General features: G+C 68.8%; 14 protein-coding genes and 1 pseudogene. 7 read left to right on the top strand and 8 right to left on the bottom strand.

Translation table 11 applies throughout. The features are described 5' to 3' along the window. Positions 1-1,400: outer membrane protein assembly factor BamB family protein (locus AWZ10_RS32140; RefSeq protein ID WP_208618590.1), on the top strand; the 1,400-nt coding region annotated here is incomplete at its 5' end. Between the two features lie 556 nt (positions 1,401-1,956). Here AWZ10_RS32140 and AWZ10_RS32135 read toward each other — a convergent pair. Both AWZ10_RS32135 and AWZ10_RS32130 read right to left on the bottom strand, forming a co-directional pair. Next, positions 1,957-2,979, bottom strand: coding sequence for a zinc-dependent alcohol dehydrogenase family protein (locus AWZ10_RS32135; protein WP_208618589.1), 1,023 nt, complete (start codon positions 2,977-2,979; stop codon positions 1,957-1,959). A gap of 388 nt (positions 2,980-3,367) precedes the next feature. Further along, positions 3,368-3,970, bottom strand: a complete 603-nt coding sequence (locus tag AWZ10_RS32130) for an HAD-IA family hydrolase (protein WP_060892730.1) — start codon at positions 3,968-3,970, stop codon at positions 3,368-3,370. Here AWZ10_RS32130 and AWZ10_RS32125 point away from each other — a divergent pair. Both AWZ10_RS32125 and AWZ10_RS32120 read left to right on the top strand, forming a co-directional pair. Further along, positions 3,971-4,555 (top strand): annotated as a pseudogene (locus AWZ10_RS32125) (MmyB family transcriptional regulator); the annotation flags it as partial. It lies immediately after the preceding gene. A gap of 526 nt (positions 4,556-5,081) precedes the next feature. Continuing rightward, positions 5,082-8,105 (top strand): MGH1-like glycoside hydrolase domain-containing protein, encoded by a 3,024-nt coding sequence (locus AWZ10_RS32120; RefSeq protein ID WP_060892729.1) that lies wholly within the window; start codon positions 5,082-5,084, stop codon positions 8,103-8,105. 100 nt (positions 8,106-8,205) lie between these two features. On the opposite strand, the gene AWZ10_RS32115 is transcribed toward AWZ10_RS32120, so the two are convergent. Then, entirely contained in the window at positions 8,206-8,844 is a 639-nt protein-coding gene (locus AWZ10_RS32115; protein ID WP_060892728.1) for a hypothetical protein, read from the bottom strand. 136 nt (positions 8,845-8,980) lie between these two features. On the opposite strand from AWZ10_RS32115, the gene AWZ10_RS32110 reads away from it, so the two are divergent. Next, positions 8,981-9,364 carry a VOC family protein gene (locus AWZ10_RS32110; RefSeq protein ID WP_060892727.1) on the top strand — a complete coding sequence of 128 codons (384 nt, stop codon included), beginning with the start codon at positions 8,981-8,983 and terminating at the stop codon, positions 9,362-9,364. 75 nt (positions 9,365-9,439) lie between these two features. On the opposite strand, the gene AWZ10_RS32105 is transcribed toward AWZ10_RS32110, so the two are convergent. Beyond that, positions 9,440-9,625, bottom strand: a complete 186-nt coding sequence (locus AWZ10_RS32105; RefSeq protein ID WP_046702731.1) for a hypothetical protein — start codon at positions 9,623-9,625, stop codon at positions 9,440-9,442. A 174-nt stretch (positions 9,626-9,799) separates the two neighbouring features. Then, on the bottom strand, positions 9,800-10,162 hold the full coding sequence (locus tag AWZ10_RS32100; RefSeq protein ID WP_060892726.1) for a hypothetical protein: 363 nt from the start codon (positions 10,160-10,162) through the stop codon (positions 9,800-9,802). Between the two features lie 149 nt (positions 10,163-10,311). On the opposite strand from AWZ10_RS32100, the gene AWZ10_RS32095 reads away from it, so the two are divergent. Next, on the top strand, positions 10,312-11,064 hold the full coding sequence (locus tag AWZ10_RS32095; RefSeq protein ID WP_060892725.1) for a hypothetical protein: 753 nt from the start codon (positions 10,312-10,314) through the stop codon (positions 11,062-11,064). 642 nt (positions 11,065-11,706) lie between these two features. Continuing rightward, entirely contained in the window at positions 11,707-12,429 is a 723-nt protein-coding gene (locus tag AWZ10_RS32090) for a hypothetical protein (RefSeq protein WP_046702734.1), read from the top strand. A gap of 350 nt (positions 12,430-12,779) precedes the next feature. Here the strand turns inward: AWZ10_RS32090 and AWZ10_RS32085 are convergent, their stop codons facing one another. Together AWZ10_RS32085 and AWZ10_RS32080 are read right to left on the bottom strand one after the other, a co-directional pair. Next, positions 12,780-13,166: a hypothetical protein gene (locus tag AWZ10_RS32085; protein ID WP_234360962.1), complete on the bottom strand. Its 387-nt coding sequence runs from the start codon at positions 13,164-13,166 to the stop codon at positions 12,780-12,782. Between the two features lie 722 nt (positions 13,167-13,888). Then, positions 13,889-14,587, bottom strand: coding sequence for a TetR/AcrR family transcriptional regulator (locus AWZ10_RS32080; RefSeq protein ID WP_060892724.1), 699 nt, complete (start codon positions 14,585-14,587; stop codon positions 13,889-13,891). A 143-nt stretch (positions 14,588-14,730) separates the two neighbouring features. Here AWZ10_RS32080 and AWZ10_RS32075 point away from each other — a divergent pair, with 143 nt between their 5' ends. Next, positions 14,731-15,408: an SDR family NAD(P)-dependent oxidoreductase gene (locus tag AWZ10_RS32075; RefSeq protein WP_060892723.1), complete on the top strand. Its 678-nt coding sequence runs from the start codon at positions 14,731-14,733 to the stop codon at positions 15,406-15,408. Positions 15,409-15,785: 377 nt separating this feature from the next. Here the strand turns inward: AWZ10_RS32075 and tal are convergent. Further along, the coding region (gene tal / locus AWZ10_RS32070) for a transaldolase (protein WP_425264519.1) at positions 15,786-17,091 on the bottom strand (1,306 nt) is incomplete at its 5' end.

Raw genomic sequence — 17,091 nt, 5'->3', positions numbered from 1 at the left:
CGGCCGCTCCCACTCGACCCCGCTGGCCAGGACCACCCGGGGCGCCGGATGGATCAGCCGGGCGCGGCCCCGCCGCCGACGAGGACGCCCCTACGGCCGTCCCCACCGTCGCCGCGTTCGCACCAACCGCGCCGACGTGGGCCACCCCGCCCCAGGGGCGTTCCGCAGCCGACTCCGCGACGTTCGGAATTCCGGGATGGGCCACGCAGACCGCCCCGGCCTCACCTCTGCCGCCCAGTGGCAACCCCTTCGCGGACCCGATGTCCGTGTCGGTCACCGTCAGGCCGGGAGTACGGCGCACCCGCCCCTGGGCCTCGGTGCTGGTGGGGTGCCTGGCAGCCGCAACCGTGGTCGCGGGCCTCGTTGCCGGCGGGGTGACCCTCGTGTCGGTCCTCTCCGGCGTGTACGGCGGCGACGATTCCGAGGACTCCCCCGCAGGCAGCAACCGATGGACCTTCGCCACCACCGGAGCCGTCAAGTCGGCGCCCGTGGTGTCGGGCGGCACCGTCTACGTGACCAGCAACGACCGCAAGGTGTACGCGCTGGACGCGGCCACCGGCGCCCGCAAGTGGGCCTACCGCACCGGCGAGGCGATCGAGGCCTCGCCGTTCGTGTCGGGCGGCACGGTCTACGTCGGCAGCCGCGACGGCAAGGTGTACGCCCTGGACGCGGCCACCGGCGACAAGAAGTGGGCCTACACCACCGGGGCCGGGGTCGAGTCCACACCGGTCGAGGTCGGCGGCACGGTGTACGTCGGCAGCGGCGACGCCCAGGTGTACGCGCTGGACGCACGGACCGGCGCCCGGAAATGGGCGCACCGCACCGAAGGATCCGTCGAGGCACGCCCCGTGGTGGCGCGCGGCACGGTCTACGTCGGCAGCGGCGACAGCAAGGTGTACGCCCTGGACGCGGCCACCGGCGACAAGAAGTGGACGTATCCCACCCGTGACTGGATCGGGTCGGCACCGGTCCTGTCGGGTGACACGCTCTACGTCGGCAGCCGGGACGAGACGCTCTACGCCTTGGACGCAGCGACCGGCACGGAGAAGTGGTCCGTGGCCAGCGGTGACTGGCAGGGCTCCGCGCCCGCAGTGGTCGGTGACACCGTCTACGTCTCCGGGGAGGGCGAACTGATGGCCCTGGACGCGGCGACCGGCCGCCGCACATGGCAGAGCACCTCCGTCGGCTACGGCACCCCCTACGCCCCGGTGGTGTCCGAGGGCGTCGTGTACGTGGTCAGTGGCGACCACGTGTACGCGGTCGACGCGACCACGGGCGACACGAACTGGACCTCGACCACGACCGCCATGGCCGGCTCCGCGCCGGCCGTGGCCGACGGCACGGTCTATGTGGGCGACGACGAGGGCAAGGTGTACGCGATCAGCAAGGACGGGGACTGAGACTGCCGGCCGCTCCCGGCGTGTTACCGCGGCGAGGCGCGGCCGACGGCCTCAGGGCATGTCGTCGCTGAGGTCGAAAACGCGGTTGTCCTCGACGACGTGGGAGCCGGCGCCGGTGCAGAGGTTCATCGCGACGTGGTTGCCGCCCCCTCCGGTGAACATCAGCGCGTTGTCACCGGCGGCCCGGGGGCCTGCTCACCGGCCGCCATCGCGGCCCGGCCGTACCCCTTGCCGCGTTACCCCTCGCCGACGTGGAGCAGGGTAGCCGTAGGTCACCTCCGGGAGATGACCGCGCTTCACGCCGGCCCACGTCCTTGGCCGCAGTGCGCGACCTGACCGGCTGAAACTGGTTACCGAGGCCGTGCGTGCCGCGCTGGATGAAGTCGCCGGCACCGTCCCACACACCTGCCGGACGCCCTGGTCGACCAGGACTGGGGACGCCGCCCTGGTCGACCGGGACTGGGGACGCCGCTACGGACGCCCGGTCCGGTCAGCACATGGGAAGCGCTCCGGGCCGCGCGGGGCGGGCCGGGGAGTGCGTGCGTGCGGGGGCAGGTCAGAAGGTGAGGAGCACCTTGGTGGCGCGCCGCTCGTCCATGGCCTTGTACCCCTCTGCGGCCTGGTCCAGGGGCAGGGTGAGGTCGAAGACCTTGCCCGGATCGATCTTGCGGTCCCAGATGAGCTGGATCAGGTCGGGCAGGAACCGGCGCACCGGGGCGGGGCCGCCCTCCACGTGGATGCCGGCGAGGAACAGGTCGAAGCCCTGGATCGTGACGTCGTAGTTGACGCCGACGAAGCCCAAGTGGCCGCCCGGGCGGGTGGCGCCGATGGCCTGCGTGGTCGACTCCTGAGTCCCGACGGCCTCGATCACGGAGTGTGCGCCGAGCCCGTCGGTGAGTTCCTTGATCTTCGCGACGCCCTCGTCACCGCGTTCCTCGACGATGTCGGTCGCGCCGTAGAACCGGGCCAGCTCCTGCCGCTCGGGGTGGCGGGACATCGCGATGATCCGCTCCGCGCCCAGCTGCTTGGCGGCGAGAACGGCCATCAAGCCGACCGCGCCGTCGCCGACGACCGCGACGGTCTTGCCGGGGCCGGCCTGGGCTGCGACGGCGCCGTACCAGCCGGTGCCGAGCACGTCGGAGGCGGCCAGCAGCGAGGGGATCAGGTCCTCGTCAGGCTGTCCCGGCGTGGGAACGAGGGTGCCGTCCGCGTGGGGGATGCGGGCCTTCTCGGCCTGGGTGCCGATCGTTCCCGCCACGAATTCCCGGTGCACGCAGCCGGACTGGTAGCCCGAGCGGCAGATCTCGCAGGTGTTGTCGGAGATCACGAACGACCCGACGACGAAGTCGCCCACCTTGACGTTCTGCACGGCGTCGCCGATTTCCTCGACCACGCCCACGTACTCGTGGCCCATGTTCGTATGGTCGGTGGGCTCGATCCCGCGGTAGGGCCACAGGTCCGAACCGCAGATACAGGTCGCGGTCAGCCGGACGACGGCGTCGGTGGGCTCGATGACCTTCGGGTCGTCACGGTCCTCGACCCTGACGTCTCCGGCCTTGTACATGACTACGCCACGCATATCTGAATCTCCTTGCCTTCCTTGCTTCACTCGCTGTGCGTGTACCGGCGCCTGCGGTGCCGAATCATTTCTGGTGGGTGGCGCGCCTCCAGGCCGCTTCGCCGTCCTTCTCGGGCTCGCTCGGCCGTCTACGCGCGCTATCGGACGACCCGATCGGCTCCTGCGCGCGGAGCGACCCCGAGGCCACCCGCCCGCATACATGTCCGGGACGAAACCGTCCGGGCGGGGCACCCGCCGCACGACCGGTGACGGCGAAGCGGAAAGCACCACGTCATCCATGCAAGCCCCATTCCGCACGCGCAGCGAGTCACTGGTAATGGGTGTACTGGCGGTACACCCCAACCTGCCGGGCTCAGCCGTACCGTCGTGTTGTGGGCAAGGGGCGCGGTCAGAACCGCGACAGGCCGGCGGCGGCGAGATGGAGTACGCCGTTGTGCCAGGTCAGGCCGCGCAGGTCGCGTACGACGATGGTGGCGTCGGTGGCCAGTCCGCGCCGGCCGACTCCGATGACGGTTGCGCCCGCTGCGGCTCCGGCCTTCGCCCCCGCGGTGCTGTCCTCGAAGACTACGGTCCGCGCCGGGGCGAAGCCCAGCTTCTCTGCCGCCGTGCGGTAGCCGTCGGGGGCCGGCTTGCCGTGGCTGACGTCGTCTGCGGTGATGAGTACGGGTGGGGTGGGCAGTCCCGCCGCCGCGAGGCGGGCCCGGGCCAGGTCGGTGCCCCCGGAGGTCACCACCGCCCAGCGCTCGCGCGGCAGGCCGGCGAGGAAGTCGAGGGCGCCGGGGAGCGCGGTGGTGGTGACAGCGGCCTCGACCTCCAGGCGGTCGATCGCGGAGAGTGCGGCCGGTCGCTCCTTCGGGTCGCTCACCAGGAGAGCGACGGTGTCGGCCGAACGCCGGCCGTGCACCATGGCGGTCACCTGCTCCGGCGGCAGGTCGCGGTCGCGTGCCCATTGGCTCCAGGCCTGGTCGACACCGAGGTCGGAGTCGACCAGGACACCAGGTCACGTCCCGGCCTGCAGCGGGCCTTGCCCAAGAGCCTGCAGTGGACGCTGGACGTCGTCACCGCCGGACCCGCGCTCGTCACCAACGGCCGCCAGGACCTGCTCGCCGCCAACCAGCTCGGCCGCGCCTTCTTCACCGACCTCTACGACAGCGACGCCCAGCCGCCCAACATGGCCCGCTTCCAGTTCCTCGACCCGGCGGCCCGCCGCTTCTACCCGGACTGGGACCACATCGCCGACATGACCGTGGACGTCCTGCGCACCGAGGCCGGCCGCAACCCCCACGACAAGGGCCTCCACGACCTGGTGGGCGAACTCTCCACCCGCAGCGACGCCTTCCGCACCCGCTGGGGCGCCCACAACGTCCGCCGCCACGGCACCGGCGTCAAACGCTTCCACCACCCGGTCGTCGGCGAACTCACCCTCACCTGGCACGGCTCGGCCGTGGACGACGAACCCGGCCTCACCCTCCTCATCTACACGGCCGAACCAGGCTCACCCTCCGAAGAAGCCCTGCGCCTGCTCGCCTCCTGGGCCGCGTCCCAGGACAGCGCCTCCCCTGCCGACCCCCTCTGACGCCACCAACACCCGGCCCCACCCGTCAGGACCGCGGACCCGGCCTGCTCCGCAGGTGAGGATAGGTGCCCCGGGTTCCGTATGACCTTGAGTGAGTTGCCTCAGCGCCCGCGCCGTGCGCGGGCCTTGAACCAGTAGAGAGGCCTTGTCAACTCTCATTTTCAGCGGCGGTCCTCACCTGCCCCGGCAGAGCGGCGGGAACAAACGTCTACTCCGAGTCGCCGACATGATCCGGCTCCCCGCAAGGAGGATCCCGAGCCCGTCGCCGCCTCGGGTACCTGGCAACTGCGTCTCGTTGCCGTCTCGCGCGGACGGTGACGCCCGCACACGTGACGAGTGGGTCGCGCCCGCACTCGGCTCAGGCCACCTGTTGACACAGGGCCCTCTTGTAGCGCTTTAAATCACGGCTGCCCAATCTATTGACTTCCCGTGAGCCACGCCAGTACCGTCGCGCAGCATTTCGAACAAGGTTCGCTATTTCGAACATTTCAAACCATCGCATGAGTGCCCAATGGAGGACACCTCTATGCGTCATCCCCTCAGATGCAGCGGCCGCGCGCTGGCAGCCCTGTGCTGTTCGGTGTTGTCCATCAGCCTGTTGTCGGCAGGGCCGGGGGCGCCCGAGGCACGGGCCGCCGACGATCCCAACACCATCGCGCTGGACAAGGACGCGATCCTCGCCGCGAATCAGCTCGACGAGCCGCAGTGGTACAAGGACAACATCCCGTTCCTCGACACCCCCGACAACGACATCGACGAGGTCTACTACTACCGGTGGAGCACCTTCAAGCGTGCGCTGCGCTACACCGTGCCGGGCACCGGGTACGTGTCGACCGAGTACGACGTGCCGATCGGGTACGCCGGGAACCCGTACACCGCGCTGCCGGACGCGACCGGCTACCACCTGTTGGACGGGCGCTGGCTGCACAACCGCGACTACGCCGGCGACTACCTGGACTTCTGGCTGCGCGGAGCGGGCAACTCGGGCGCGCGGAACTTCAGCGAGTGGATCACGAGCGCCGCGTACCAGCGCTATCTCGTCACCGGGGACGCCGCGCAGATCAAGTCCGCGCTGCCCCACCTGATCGCCCTCTATAAGCGGTGGGACTCGAACTTCGACACCGACGTCACGGTGAACGGTACGCAGTCATCCAGCGACCTGTTCCACCAGACCCCGCTGTCCGACGCCACGGAGTACACCGAGACGTCGATGAAGAGCAGCAACTGGTTCAGCGGCGGCCGGGGTTACCGACCGACCATCAACGCGTACATGTTCAGCGCGGCCCAGGCGATCAGCAAGATCTCCACCCTGAACGGCGACACCGCGACCGCGAACGAGTACGACGCCAAAGCCGCGCAGCTGAAGGCCGCCGTGCAGAACTCCCTGTGGGATCCGCAGCGCGATTTCTTCATGCAGGTCTACAACACGGACGGCACGAACGGCTCGCTGAAGCAGACCCGGACGACCTGGCGCGAGGCGATGGGCTACGCCCCCTGGGCGTTCAGCCTCCCCGACGCGCAGTACTCGTCGGCGTGGAAGTACCTGACCGACTCCAAGCGGTTCAAGGCGCCGTTCGGGCCCACGACGCTGGAGCGGGTGCACGACTTCGAGGCCGAGCAGGCCACCGTGGTCCACGCGAACACCCAGAACTCCTCGACGGCCTCCAACGGCAAGTACGTCGGGCAGATCGACTTCGACGACAGTGCGGTCACCTTCACCGTGGACGCGCCCGGCAACGGCACGTATCCGGTGACGGTGCACTACGCCAACGCCACCTCCGGCACCTCGACCCACAAGGTCGTCGTGAACGGCGACACCGCCAACCCGATCACCGCCAGCTACTCCCCCGGCGGCAGCTGGGGCAGCTTCTCGGAGTCGAAGTCCGTCACCGTGCAGGTCCCCATGAAGACCGGGACCAACACGCTGAAGTTCACCAAGGGCACCGGCTTCGCCGAGCTCGACCGGATCACGGCGAACCCGTACTTCAACTATGAGGCGATTCCCGCCCAGCAGAAGCGCGACGACGCCAACTGCTGCCACTGGAACGGCCCGAGCTGGCCGTACCAGACCAGCCAGATCCTGACCGGCCTGGCGAACCTGCTCCAGGACTACCCCGCGCAGAACTTCGTCACCAAGGCCGACTACCAGACGATGCTGGCCCAGTTCGCCGACCTCCAGCACAAGGACGGCAAGCCCTACATCGCCGAGGCCGCCAACGGTGACACCGGCGAGTGGATCTACGACGGGTTCAACTTCAGCGAGCACTACAACCACTCCAGCTTCAACGACCTCGTCCTCACCGGCCTGCTGGGCATCAAGCCACAGGCCAACAACACGCTGGTGCTGAAGCCGCTGGTACCGTCCGGCTGGGACTGGTTCGCGGTGGAGAGCCTGCCCTACCACGGGCACACCCTCTCGATCCGCTGGGACCGGGACGGCTCGCACTACGGCAAGGGCAGCGGACTGCAGATCTTCCAGGACGGCGTACGCATCCACCAGTCGTCGACGATCGGCAACACCACCGTCAACGTGGCCGCCCCCGTCACTCAGGCGCAGCCCGCCCGGATGATGAACGTGGCCGCCAACCCGCTCACCGCCGAGCAGGACTGGCTGGGCCGCACCGTCACCCAGCAGTACCCGAAGGCCTTCGCCTCCTACACCAACACCGTCTCCAACGGCCCGCACTGCCACAGCGGCCAGACCTGCAAGCCCACCACCTTCGACGCCCCACTGCGGGCGACGGACGGCTGGATCCGCTACGACAAGATCCCCGACGACCGCTGGACCAACTCCGGTTCACCGAACGCCACCGACCACCTCGGCGTCGACTTCGGCGCGCCGCGCAAGATCAACGAGGTGCGGTTCTACACGTACGACGACGGCGCGAACATCCGCGTCCCGGCGAGCTACACCGTCCAGTACCTCGACAACGGCTCGTGGGTGAACGTCCCCAGCCAGACGAAGAGTCCTGCGGCACCCGCCGCCGACAACGCCAACGAGGTGACCTTCCCGACGATCACGACCTCCCGGTTCCGGGTCGTGTTCACCCCTCAGTCGGGCAAGTTCGTCGGCGTCACCGAGCTGGAGTCCTGGTACCCAGAGACCCCACGGGTGAAGATCACCAACAAGAACAGCAACCTGGAACTCGGCATCGACGGCTCCTCGATCGCCCCCGGAGGCGCCGTACAGCAACAGACCGCCAACAGCACCGCCAACCACTGGTGGAAGATCATCCCGGCCGAGAACGGCTACTACAAGATCTTCAACACCAACAGCGGGCAGGTGCTCGGCATCAAGGCCGCCTCCACGACAGCCGGCGCCACCGCGCTCCAGTGGGGTGACACCCTGACCGCCGACCACCTCTGGTCGATAGTCGACGCCGGCGGCGGCTACGCCAAGCTCGTCAACAAGAACAGCGGCCTGGTGCTGGGCATCCAGAACATGTCCACGTCGTCCGGGGCACAGGCCCTGCAATGGGACGACACGGGCACCGCCGACCACCTGTGGCGCATCGCCGCGGAGGACGGCTCCACACCGTTCACGTCGTGACCCTTCGGCCGCCGCGGCCCCCGAGCGGCGCGGCGGCCCCCTCCCCACGGTTCGAGGGCAGGGCCCTGGATTCCTCCTGGCTGTAGCGCGGATGAACGCGTCAGCCCGCGGCTTCCGGAACAGGTGGCAGGCGTACGTCCCGGGGCCACCCGTTGAGCCGGGCGAATTGACGCATGAAGCGCTCACACCTTGCGGCAAAGTCGTCGCCCCGGTCGGGCAGCCGTGTGAGCTCGATCATCCGGGCGGGATCCGGCTCGGGCGCCTGCAGCAGGGAGACCTCGGCGTCGATGAACTCGCCGTCACCCAGGCTGCCGACAGCCAGCGCGAGGGCTGCAGCGGTCACGACGCCGACGCATGTCCGCGTGGGACTGAACACCGCCTCCACCGGTTCACGCTTCTCATACGGAGCCTCATGGCCCAGATGTTCGCGTGGGTCGAACATCATCAGTCGAACCATGTCCCTCGATCCGGCAACACAGAAGTCGAAGTCGCGTTCGCTCGGATCCTCCACGGGAGGGCCGGGAACACGCTCACCGACCAGAACGGCACCGAGTTCCTGATCACCGAGGCGCCGTCCCGCGTCAACAGGGATCCCCTGATCGAACCTGCGGTCAGCGATCACGTCGATGACGGGGACCGCTCGCAGACCGAGCAACCGCACCAACGTCTCCCGGGTTGTGGCGACCAGAGCATCCAAGGGGACGGGAGCGTGCATCGTTCCCACGAAATCGACGGACATGCCGACGAAGATAGCCCGTGTCCTCAGAGGGTGTTGGGGCGTGTATCGAAAGAGCTGCCAGGTGCCAGGGCTGTGTGCGCGAGGAGCGAGTGCAACTCGGTGGCGTCTGGAATGGAGATCAGGAAGGCTCGCGCGCATGGTCTCGGTATTGCAGAACGTGGCGATCGACTGTGCGGATGCCTACGAGCTGGCCCGGTTCTGGAGCAGAGTGACCGGCCGTCCGCTGCATGCGCAGGACAGACCGGATGATCCGAAGGTGCAGGTGCTGCCGGCGGAGGGCCCGGTGCTGCACTTCAACCAGGTGCCCGAGGGTAAGGCGATCAAGAACCGGATCCATCTGTGTCTGCGCCCAGAGACTTCGCGTGAGCAGGAGGTGGAACGGTTGCTGGGCCTCGATGCCACTCTTGTCACCGATCGCCGGCATCCCGATGGCTCTGGCTGGGCGGTGCTTGCCGATCCTGAAGGCAACGAATTCTGCATTCTGCGCAGCGAGTCCGACCGAGCGTTCATGACCTCCTGACTTCGCGACCGGGGTTGCCGAACGGGGCCTGTCGTCCAGGAGGTCGGACACCACGAAGCGCAGCAGACTGGATCCTCACGCCCCTGGCCCGCCGGCCACGACCGAAAGGTCGCCGTCGGCCGGCCACTCGTCGCAGGCGCTGCGGGTCACCTCCATGCCGCCCAGCTCGTCCTCGACCCGGCCGCGCTCCAGCAAGCGATCCACGGCGGGTACGGCGTCACGGTAGGACCAGGAGGCGTACCCGCCGACGACCTGTTCCATCCAGTCCGCGTCCGGGGCTCGATCGCGGACACCATCGAGGCCGAGTTCACCACCACGCGGGAAGATCGCGGAGCCGTGGGCAGGTCGCCCTCAGGACGAGGAAGGCGAGCGGCGAACCATTTGCCCATGAGGCCTCCCGGATGGCGGTCCCTCCGGCGGCGTCGAACTCGGCATCTACGGGGGCGACCATCTCCGACCGCGGCTTGCCCTCGATCTGCTGCAGGGCGCGTTCACTCGCAGCACGGACAGCCTCCAGTCGCCGTCCTCCCACAGGGCGGCAACTGGACTGCGGGGATAGCTGGCCGACTCCTTGGCGCTCACGTCAGCCTTCATCGTGACGCGGGCGAGAGCCCACGCACTGACTTCGTCCTCGGACTCCCCGATGACCTGGAACCCCACCACACAGCTGCGTACATACGCGCCGTACGGCATCGGCCGGGAAGGGGCGACGACCATCTCGCGGTGCAGCTTCTTGTCGGTCTGCCCCGCGCGAACGCGGTGATCGCCACCGGACTGCGGCTGGAGGAAGGTGGGCATAACCTGGAATCGCGGTGCAATTCAGGAGCACCATCAACCTCACAGGTGTCGAACCGACTCATCGCAGTCCTTGCCGGACCGCCGGCGCACCGCTCGACACCACCTGTCCTGCGCGCTTTCGAACCCCCAAACGTGTTGGGAGCGATGCGATGGGCCTGCTGCCGGTCGAGATCAAGGTCAGCATCGAGGGAGACGCAGAGGCGGCGCTGTCGGCCCTCGGCGGGTCTCACGGGCCGATGACGAAGCGTCGAATCTGGTTCGCCGAAGACCGGGACGGCGTAGCGGAGGGGCGAGTACCACTCCTGGACGGTGGCGTGATCGTGCGTTACAGAATCGGTGGAGGGCCAGACGACCTGACCGTCAAGTTGCGTCCCTGTACCCGGGAAATGCTGGTCGGCCGGTTCTCCGCGCCCTTCGACGGGGAGCCGTTCACGTACAAGATCGAGGAGGATTGGTCGGCGAACCGCCGTGTGCTGGCCGCCTCCCTGGTGCACACTCACCCCTCAGCGGCGCTGTCGGGCGCGGTGAAGCAGGGGGCCGACCCCGCTGCGCCGATCGACGCGGTGCAGGACCAGTTCCTGCACGCCTGCGCCCCCGCCGTCCGGCTCGACGGGCTGGTCGCCCTGGGCCCGATCCTCTCGACGAAGGCCGACGACGTTCCGCTCGACGACCTGGACGTGGACCTGGAGGCTTGGTCGGTCGCTGGTCTGGAGTTCCTGGAAGCCTCGATCCGAGTGAAACCCAAGGACGCGGACGACACCGAGGAGCTCACCGCGCGGGCCGAGCGCAAACAGCGCAAACTGGAGGACGCGGTGCGGGAGCGCGGAGTGACAGTCTCCGAACACCCCGAGAGCAAGACCCGGCGTGTCCTCACCGCCTTGGCCCAGGCCGGGCAGAGCTGAAAACGGCGCTCAGTCGGCCAGGCAGCCGCCCATGTGTCCCACTCCTGCGGCGCTTGCGCCACAGGAGCGCTTCCTGTCTCGGAGACAGCGAAGGCGATGCACACGGCAAGGAAGAGCGTCGCGCCGCCCGTGCTCGCGCCAAGTCCCTTGGGCAGGGGCCTTGGCGGTGGCCCGTTCAGGGCGCTCTGACAGATAGCGCACGGTGACGATGCCACCTTCGACCGTGGTCGACGGCCCGTCCTCCTCCTCGAACCGGATGACGCGCCCGTCAGCGGTCATGAACTCGTAGACGTGGTGCAGTGCCGTGCGTACCGTGCTGTTCCCGTCGCCGCTGGCCGTCTACGACCTGACACACATGCCTGGGTGGTGATCCCCCTGGACCAGGCATCGCTGACCTGACGAGACCAGCGGCGCAAGACGACGGCCGCAAGAGATGGTGCAACGTTGAACAGGCCTTCCATGGGATCCCCCGGGGTGTGCGTCGATTCGAATGCTCCAGGCCGCGTCCGGCCGACGAATCGCAAGGGCGTCGGCCGGACGATCGCCCGTTCACGGCAGGGCGCTTGAGGGTCAGTCGCAGGTGGCGACGACGGGGGCGTGGTCAGCACAGCGCAGTACCTGGCGTGTGATGAAGTGGGGATCATGACGACGAGTGACGCGATCGTGGTGCCGGAGCTGTACGTCGGCTACGCCGGGGTGGCCTTCGGTGGCTACGTCGCCGGCGTGCTGGCGGAAAGGTCCGGGGCGCAGACCGTACGCGTGGACTTCCGTGGACCGGTGCCGGTCGGGGTACCCGTGCGAATCGCCGAAACGGCGGCAGGAAGCCTGGAGTTGGGCGAGGCTGAGCAGCCCCTTGCCGCTGCACGTCCCGCCGAGTTGTCGCTCGACGTGCCGGCCGCTCCCTCCTGGGAGGAAGCGGCCGCCGCGGCCGAGAGGTACCGGACGGCGCCACCGCCGGGTGTGGTCGACTGCTTCGGCTGCGGCCTGCGTGCCGCTGATCGCGGTCTGCGTGTGCACTGCGCACCGGTACCGGATCTCGGCCTCGTGGCCTCCGCCTGGATCCCCTCCCGGGCTTTCGCGAACCCGGACGGCCTGTTCCCGACCCAACTCGTCTGGGGTGCCCTGGACTGCCCGGGAAACTGGGCGGGCCGCTTCCTGGGCACCCAGCGCCCGGGCGCGGTCACCGCAGCCCTCACCGGCACGGTTCTGCGTCCCGTCGCCGCGGGTGAGCCGTACATCGTGTACGCGTGGCTGCTGTCGGAGTCCGGCCGTAAGCACATGACGGGCGTGGCACTCGCCACGGCCACGGGCGAACTGTGCGCCGTCTCCGAGGCGTTGTGGATCGATCCCCGGCCTACCCCCTGAAGCCGCCGCTGCCACCTGCCAGTCAGCAGGGTCTCTGCCGGACCACGGCACAGCCGCCAACACCGGCCCCCTCGCCAGACTCTCCGGCTTCCTCAGGCATCCCCCGTCGAGGCCCGGTCGACTGCACCACACCCGCGACCGACCGGGGCTCCTCTATGGAGTAGGGATGCTGTGGGAACACGACCGTGGCGGCTGCCTGGCCAGGCAGCCGCCACGTGGCTCCGCAAGCGGGTCCCCTCGCAGCGTGAGGCCGTTCATGATCACGGTGGTGGTGACCCTCCGTGGCTCTGGCACGAAAAGTGATCCAGAACCACGATTCAGCCGACGCCGACAGTCCTACACCCACACGGTCATGCGCGTGGTTGCGACTCTTCCTGAAGAGCCGCCCGATGCTCCCGCCCCTCGGACGCAAGCGGCTCAACCGGGCGGCCCTCCAGTTCCCGCTCTCTGGCAGCCAGGGCCCTCGCGAGCATCTTCGCCCGGTAGGGGTTCGACGTACCGAGGGCCTTCGCCACCTGCACGGCTTCGTCCAACAGGGCCAACCGTCGCTCAGGCAACTCCCGCACCAGGGGCGACGCGCTTGCCTCCACCAGGACGTACGCCAGCTTCGACCCGTACGTCTCCGGCTCGACCCGTGTCAGAAGGCGGTAGATCCACAGTCCCTCGGCACCGCGCACCACCCGCCGGTTCGCACTCAGCAGCCTGACCCTCGCCAGCACGACCATGTCCTGATCCATCGATCCCCTTCGTCACACCACCCCCCGGGTGCACGTCACACGGTGAGACAGCACGGCGACCGCGCCGACAGCCGAGAACGGTTGCCGACACGTTGGCCGGAGAGTGGATGACGACGAGTCTGACGCGCGGTACCAACTGCCACAAGAACAAACGGACGTGCGCTGCGTCCTACCGAAAACCGCCTCCGAACAGGCATGATGGACCTGACACTCACTCAAGGCCCGTCTGTCACGTACGTGCGTGACGCAACCCGGCATCGTGTGTATTCATCAGGTGTATTCACCAGGCCCCTCCAAGTCGGGCTGGTGCGCTTGTCAAAGTGGGCGCGTCTGCATCCTGTAGGCCGCAGCCTTCCCCGCAGCTCGACCCGCCCCGGGCCCCGACGCGGTGCCCGGATCAGGAAGTACCGTTCCTAGCAGGGCTTGATCAGGTGCACTCGCTGGTGGCGTGTCCGTTTGATCGGTTGTGCCGTTGCCCTGTTGTGACGGGTGGGGAGCTGGCTGCGGTCCGGTGTGATCGGCCGTGCGTGAAGCGGACAGCCGCCTGGCCACGGCAACGCTGTTGGTGTGCGATGCACACCTGCATCGAGACCTCCGCGCTCGCCGGGCTCTCCGCGCCGCGGATCTGCGTGCTCCGCATCCAGCACGACGTGCCGCCTGGCCGCCTCTTCCGGGTATGTTGCCGCCGCGCTGCACCCCGGCATGGCGGGACCGGCCGGGGGTCAGCCGGTCACATCGGATTCGGGCGTGGTGAGGTCGGCGGGACCGGCACGGAGCATGGCCCTGTGGAGGTCGTCGTGCGGGACCGAGGAGGGCAGAGGGCCGCGGGCCGGGGCTTCGAGGGACTGGATGAACAGGGCGACGACGCGCCGCCAGGCGTCGGGGGCGGCGCCGCCGGTGGCGTTGACGACACCGGCGTTGGCCATGTGAAGCAGCACGATGTCCGAGGAGTCGAAGTCCTCGCGCAGCCGGCCCGCGGCCTTGGCCCGGGCGATGAGCCGCAACATGCCCTCGAGTGCCTCGTTGCGGCGCCCCTCCATGGCCCTGGCAGTGGGGAAGGACGTGGTCAGCACGTCGGCGAAGCCGTAGTCGGCGGCCTGCATCGCGCAGGCGGTCTCGATGTAGCCGACGAGACCGTGCCAGGGATCGGGGTCGTCGAGGGCGACGGCGACCGCGTCGGCATAGGCGTCCATGCGGTCGGCGAAGACGGCGGCGACCAGCCCTTCCTTGGTGGGGAAGCGGCGGAACATGGTGGCGATGCCGACGCCCGCCTCTCGGGCCACGGAGGCCATGGAGGCGTTGAGGCCGTCGCGGGCGAACACCCTGCGCCCGGCGGCGATGATCCGCCCCCGGTTGCGCTCGGCGTCGCTGCGCAGGGGCGGAGCGGCGGGGTCGTCGGAGCGCGGGGAGCCAGGGGGCATGCCCGGCAGCCTAGCAATCGGATTGACCTATCCATTTCTGGTGCTAGCCTCGTTCCAGCGAGCCGGATAGACCTATCCAGTTCTCGAATCGGATAGGCCTATCCCATTCCTGCTTCCCTGCCACGGTTTACGAAAGGATCGCTGTGACCAGCATCGCCATCATCGGAGCCGGCCCTCAGATGGGCATGGCCATCGCCCGCACCTTCGGCTCCCGGGGCCTCGACGTCGCCCTGATTTCCCGCAACCGCGCCAAGCTCGACGGTCTCGTCGGCACGCTCACCACCGAAGGCATCACCGCCGCCGCGTTCCCCGCGGACGTTCTCGAACATGACGCGCTCACCCAGGCGCTCAAGGACGCCGCCACCAGGTTCGGCGGGATCGACGTCCTGGAGTACTCCCCGCTCGCCATGGAATCCACCGTGCTGGCCACTCCGGCCGAGAGCGACCCCTCCCACATCCAGCGCGAGATCGAGGTCCAGCTGTACGGGGCCATGGCCGCCACCAAGGCGGTACTGCCCGCGATGCGCGAGGCCGGCGCGGGCACCCTGCTCTACACCACCGGCGCCGGCTCCCTCGACCCGCTGCCGATGGTCGGCAACGTCAACGCCGCCGCCGCGGCGCTGCGCAACTGGGTCGTCAACCTGCACAAGGAACTGGACGGCACCGGCATCCAGGCCGCTCACATCGCCATCGACGTGGCGCTCGGCGGCGCCTCGATCGACCCCACCCTCAAGGCGGCAACTCCCGAGGCGGTTTCCTCCGTCTACTGGGAGCTGCACACCACCAAGCGGGACCAGGGCGAGATCGTCTACAGGGGCTGAAGCCGCGTCGGCTCCCGCGCCGACCCTTGGTCGCGACGCGGTACGGCATGCCGTACCGCGTCGCGACCAAGCAGAAGGCATCCGCTCCGGTGAGCGTGCCTTCCTGAGCCTGTGTCCTGCCCACTCCCCCTCCGGTCCAACGCGAGTAGCGACGTCGCGGCAGGACGGGGCGGGATCCCCCGCCCCCGGCGAACAGCCGGTGCCGAAGGGACGACACCGCCCACACAGCGGTCGAACGCCCGTGAACCTCAGCCTGAATGGGTTGGAATCCCCCTCTTTCAAGAGGGGGAGGGTGTCAAAGAACGAGGGGATCGACAATGCGCCGTCCCCTCGACTCCCAGTCCGTCACGCACCCCTCTCGGAGCCGGCCGACCATCTCAGTCGCCAAGAGCGGGCGCCTTGGGCGGCCGAGCATGCCGTACGGCGTTCAGGAGGCTGTCCCAGGACTGCTGGAACTTCTGAAGCCCTTGCTCCTCCAGGACGTGGGCGACATTGCGGTAGGAGATGCCCAGCCCGGAGAGGGCATCGAGGTCGGCGCGGGCCTGCTCGTACGTCCCGGCGATGGTGTTGCCGGTGATCTCGCCGTGGTCGGCAGTGGCATCGAGGGTGGCCTCTGGCATGGTGTTGACCGTGCCGGGTGCGACCAGTTCGGTGATGTAGAGGGTGTCGGGATAAGAGGGGTCCTTCACCCCCGTCGAGGCCCACAGGGGGCGCTGCTTGTTCGCCCGGTCCCGGTCGAGGTCGGCCCAGGCGCCGGAAGGCTGTGTCGATCCGTCGGCAGAGCCGAACACGTCCTCGTAAGCCTGGTAGGCAAGGCGGGCGTTGGCCAGTGCGGACTTGCCGCGGGCCGCCTTGGCCTCCGGGGTGCCGATCGCGTCCAGCCGCTTGTCAATCTCGGTGTCGACGCGGGACACGAAGAAGGACGCCACGGAGTGGATCCTGGAGAGGTCCAGGCCACGCCTCTTGGCCTTCTCCAGGCCGGCGAGGTAGGCGTCCATGACCTGGCGGTAACGCTCGAGCGAGAAGATCAGTGTGACGTTGACGCTGATGCCGAGGCCGATGACCTCGGTGATGGCCGGCAGGCCGCCCAGCGTGGCCGGGATCTTGATCAGCGTGTTGGGCCGGTCCACCAGCCAGGCCAGCTGCTTGGCCTCGGCCACGGTCGCGGCAGTACCGTGCGCGAGACGCGGGTCGACCTCGATGGAAACCCAGCCGTCACGGCCCCCGGTGGCGTCGAAGACCGGGCGCAGGATGTCGGCGGCGTCGCGCATGTCCGCCGTCGTGATCATGCGGACGGCCTCGGAGACCGTCACCCCACGCAGCGCCAGTTCACGGATCTGGTCCGCGTAGTCGTCCCCGTTGCCGACCGCCTGCTCGAAGATGGTGGGGTTGGTGGTCACGCCGACCACATGCTTGCGCTTGATCAGTTCGGCGAGGTCGCCGGAGGTGATCCGTCTGCGGGAGAGGTCGTCCAACCAGATCGCGACGCCTTCCTCGGAGAGGTGCTTGAGTGCGTCGCTGGTCATGGAAGTCGCTTCTCCTATCTGGTGGTGCTCGCGGTTGCGGCCGCTGTCCAGGGCGGCGACGGCCTCCCGGGCCTTGGCGGCCACGTTCTCGGCAGTGAAGCCGAACTCCTGGAAGAGGACCTTGCCGTCGGCCGAAGCGCCGAAGTGCTCCAGCGAA

Origin of the sequence: Streptomyces europaeiscabiei, assembly GCF_001550375.1 — a bacterium.
Taxonomy (GTDB): domain Bacteria; phylum Actinomycetota; class Actinomycetes; order Streptomycetales; family Streptomycetaceae; genus Streptomyces; species Streptomyces europaeiscabiei.
The sequence above is the reverse complement of the archived record's forward strand: the minus strand, read 5'-3'. Positions and strand labels throughout refer to the sequence as shown.

Bases quoted from the DNA above. Each gene is read 5' to 3' on its own strand.
- AWZ10_RS32085 (WP_234360962.1), bottom strand. From the start codon at position 13,166: ATGGATCAGGACATGGTCGTGCTGGCGAGGGTCAGGCTGCTGAGTGCG.
- AWZ10_RS32095 (WP_060892725.1), top strand. From the start codon at position 10,312: ATGGGCCTGCTGCCGGTCGAGATCAAGGTCAGCATCGAGGGAGACGCA.
- AWZ10_RS32100 (WP_060892726.1), bottom strand. From the start codon at position 10,162: ATGCCCACCTTCCTCCAGCCGCAGTCCGGTGGCGATCACCGCGTTCGC.
- AWZ10_RS32120 (WP_060892729.1), top strand. From the start codon at position 5,082: ATGCGTCATCCCCTCAGATGCAGCGGCCGCGCGCTGGCAGCCCTGTGC.
- AWZ10_RS32105 (WP_046702731.1), bottom strand. From the start codon at position 9,625: ATGGAACAGGTCGTCGGCGGGTACGCCTCCTGGTCCTACCGTGACGCC.
- AWZ10_RS32115 (WP_060892728.1), bottom strand. From the start codon at position 8,844: ATGTCCGTCGATTTCGTGGGAACGATGCACGCTCCCGTCCCCTTGGAT.
- AWZ10_RS32135 (WP_208618589.1), bottom strand. From the start codon at position 2,979: ATGCGTGGCGTAGTCATGTACAAGGCCGGAGACGTCAGGGTCGAGGAC.
- AWZ10_RS32090 (WP_046702734.1), top strand. From the start codon at position 11,707: ATGACGACGAGTGACGCGATCGTGGTGCCGGAGCTGTACGTCGGCTAC.
- AWZ10_RS32110 (WP_060892727.1), top strand. From the start codon at position 8,981: ATGGTCTCGGTATTGCAGAACGTGGCGATCGACTGTGCGGATGCCTAC.
- AWZ10_RS32080 (WP_060892724.1), bottom strand. From the start codon at position 14,587: ATGCCCCCTGGCTCCCCGCGCTCCGACGACCCCGCCGCTCCGCCCCTG.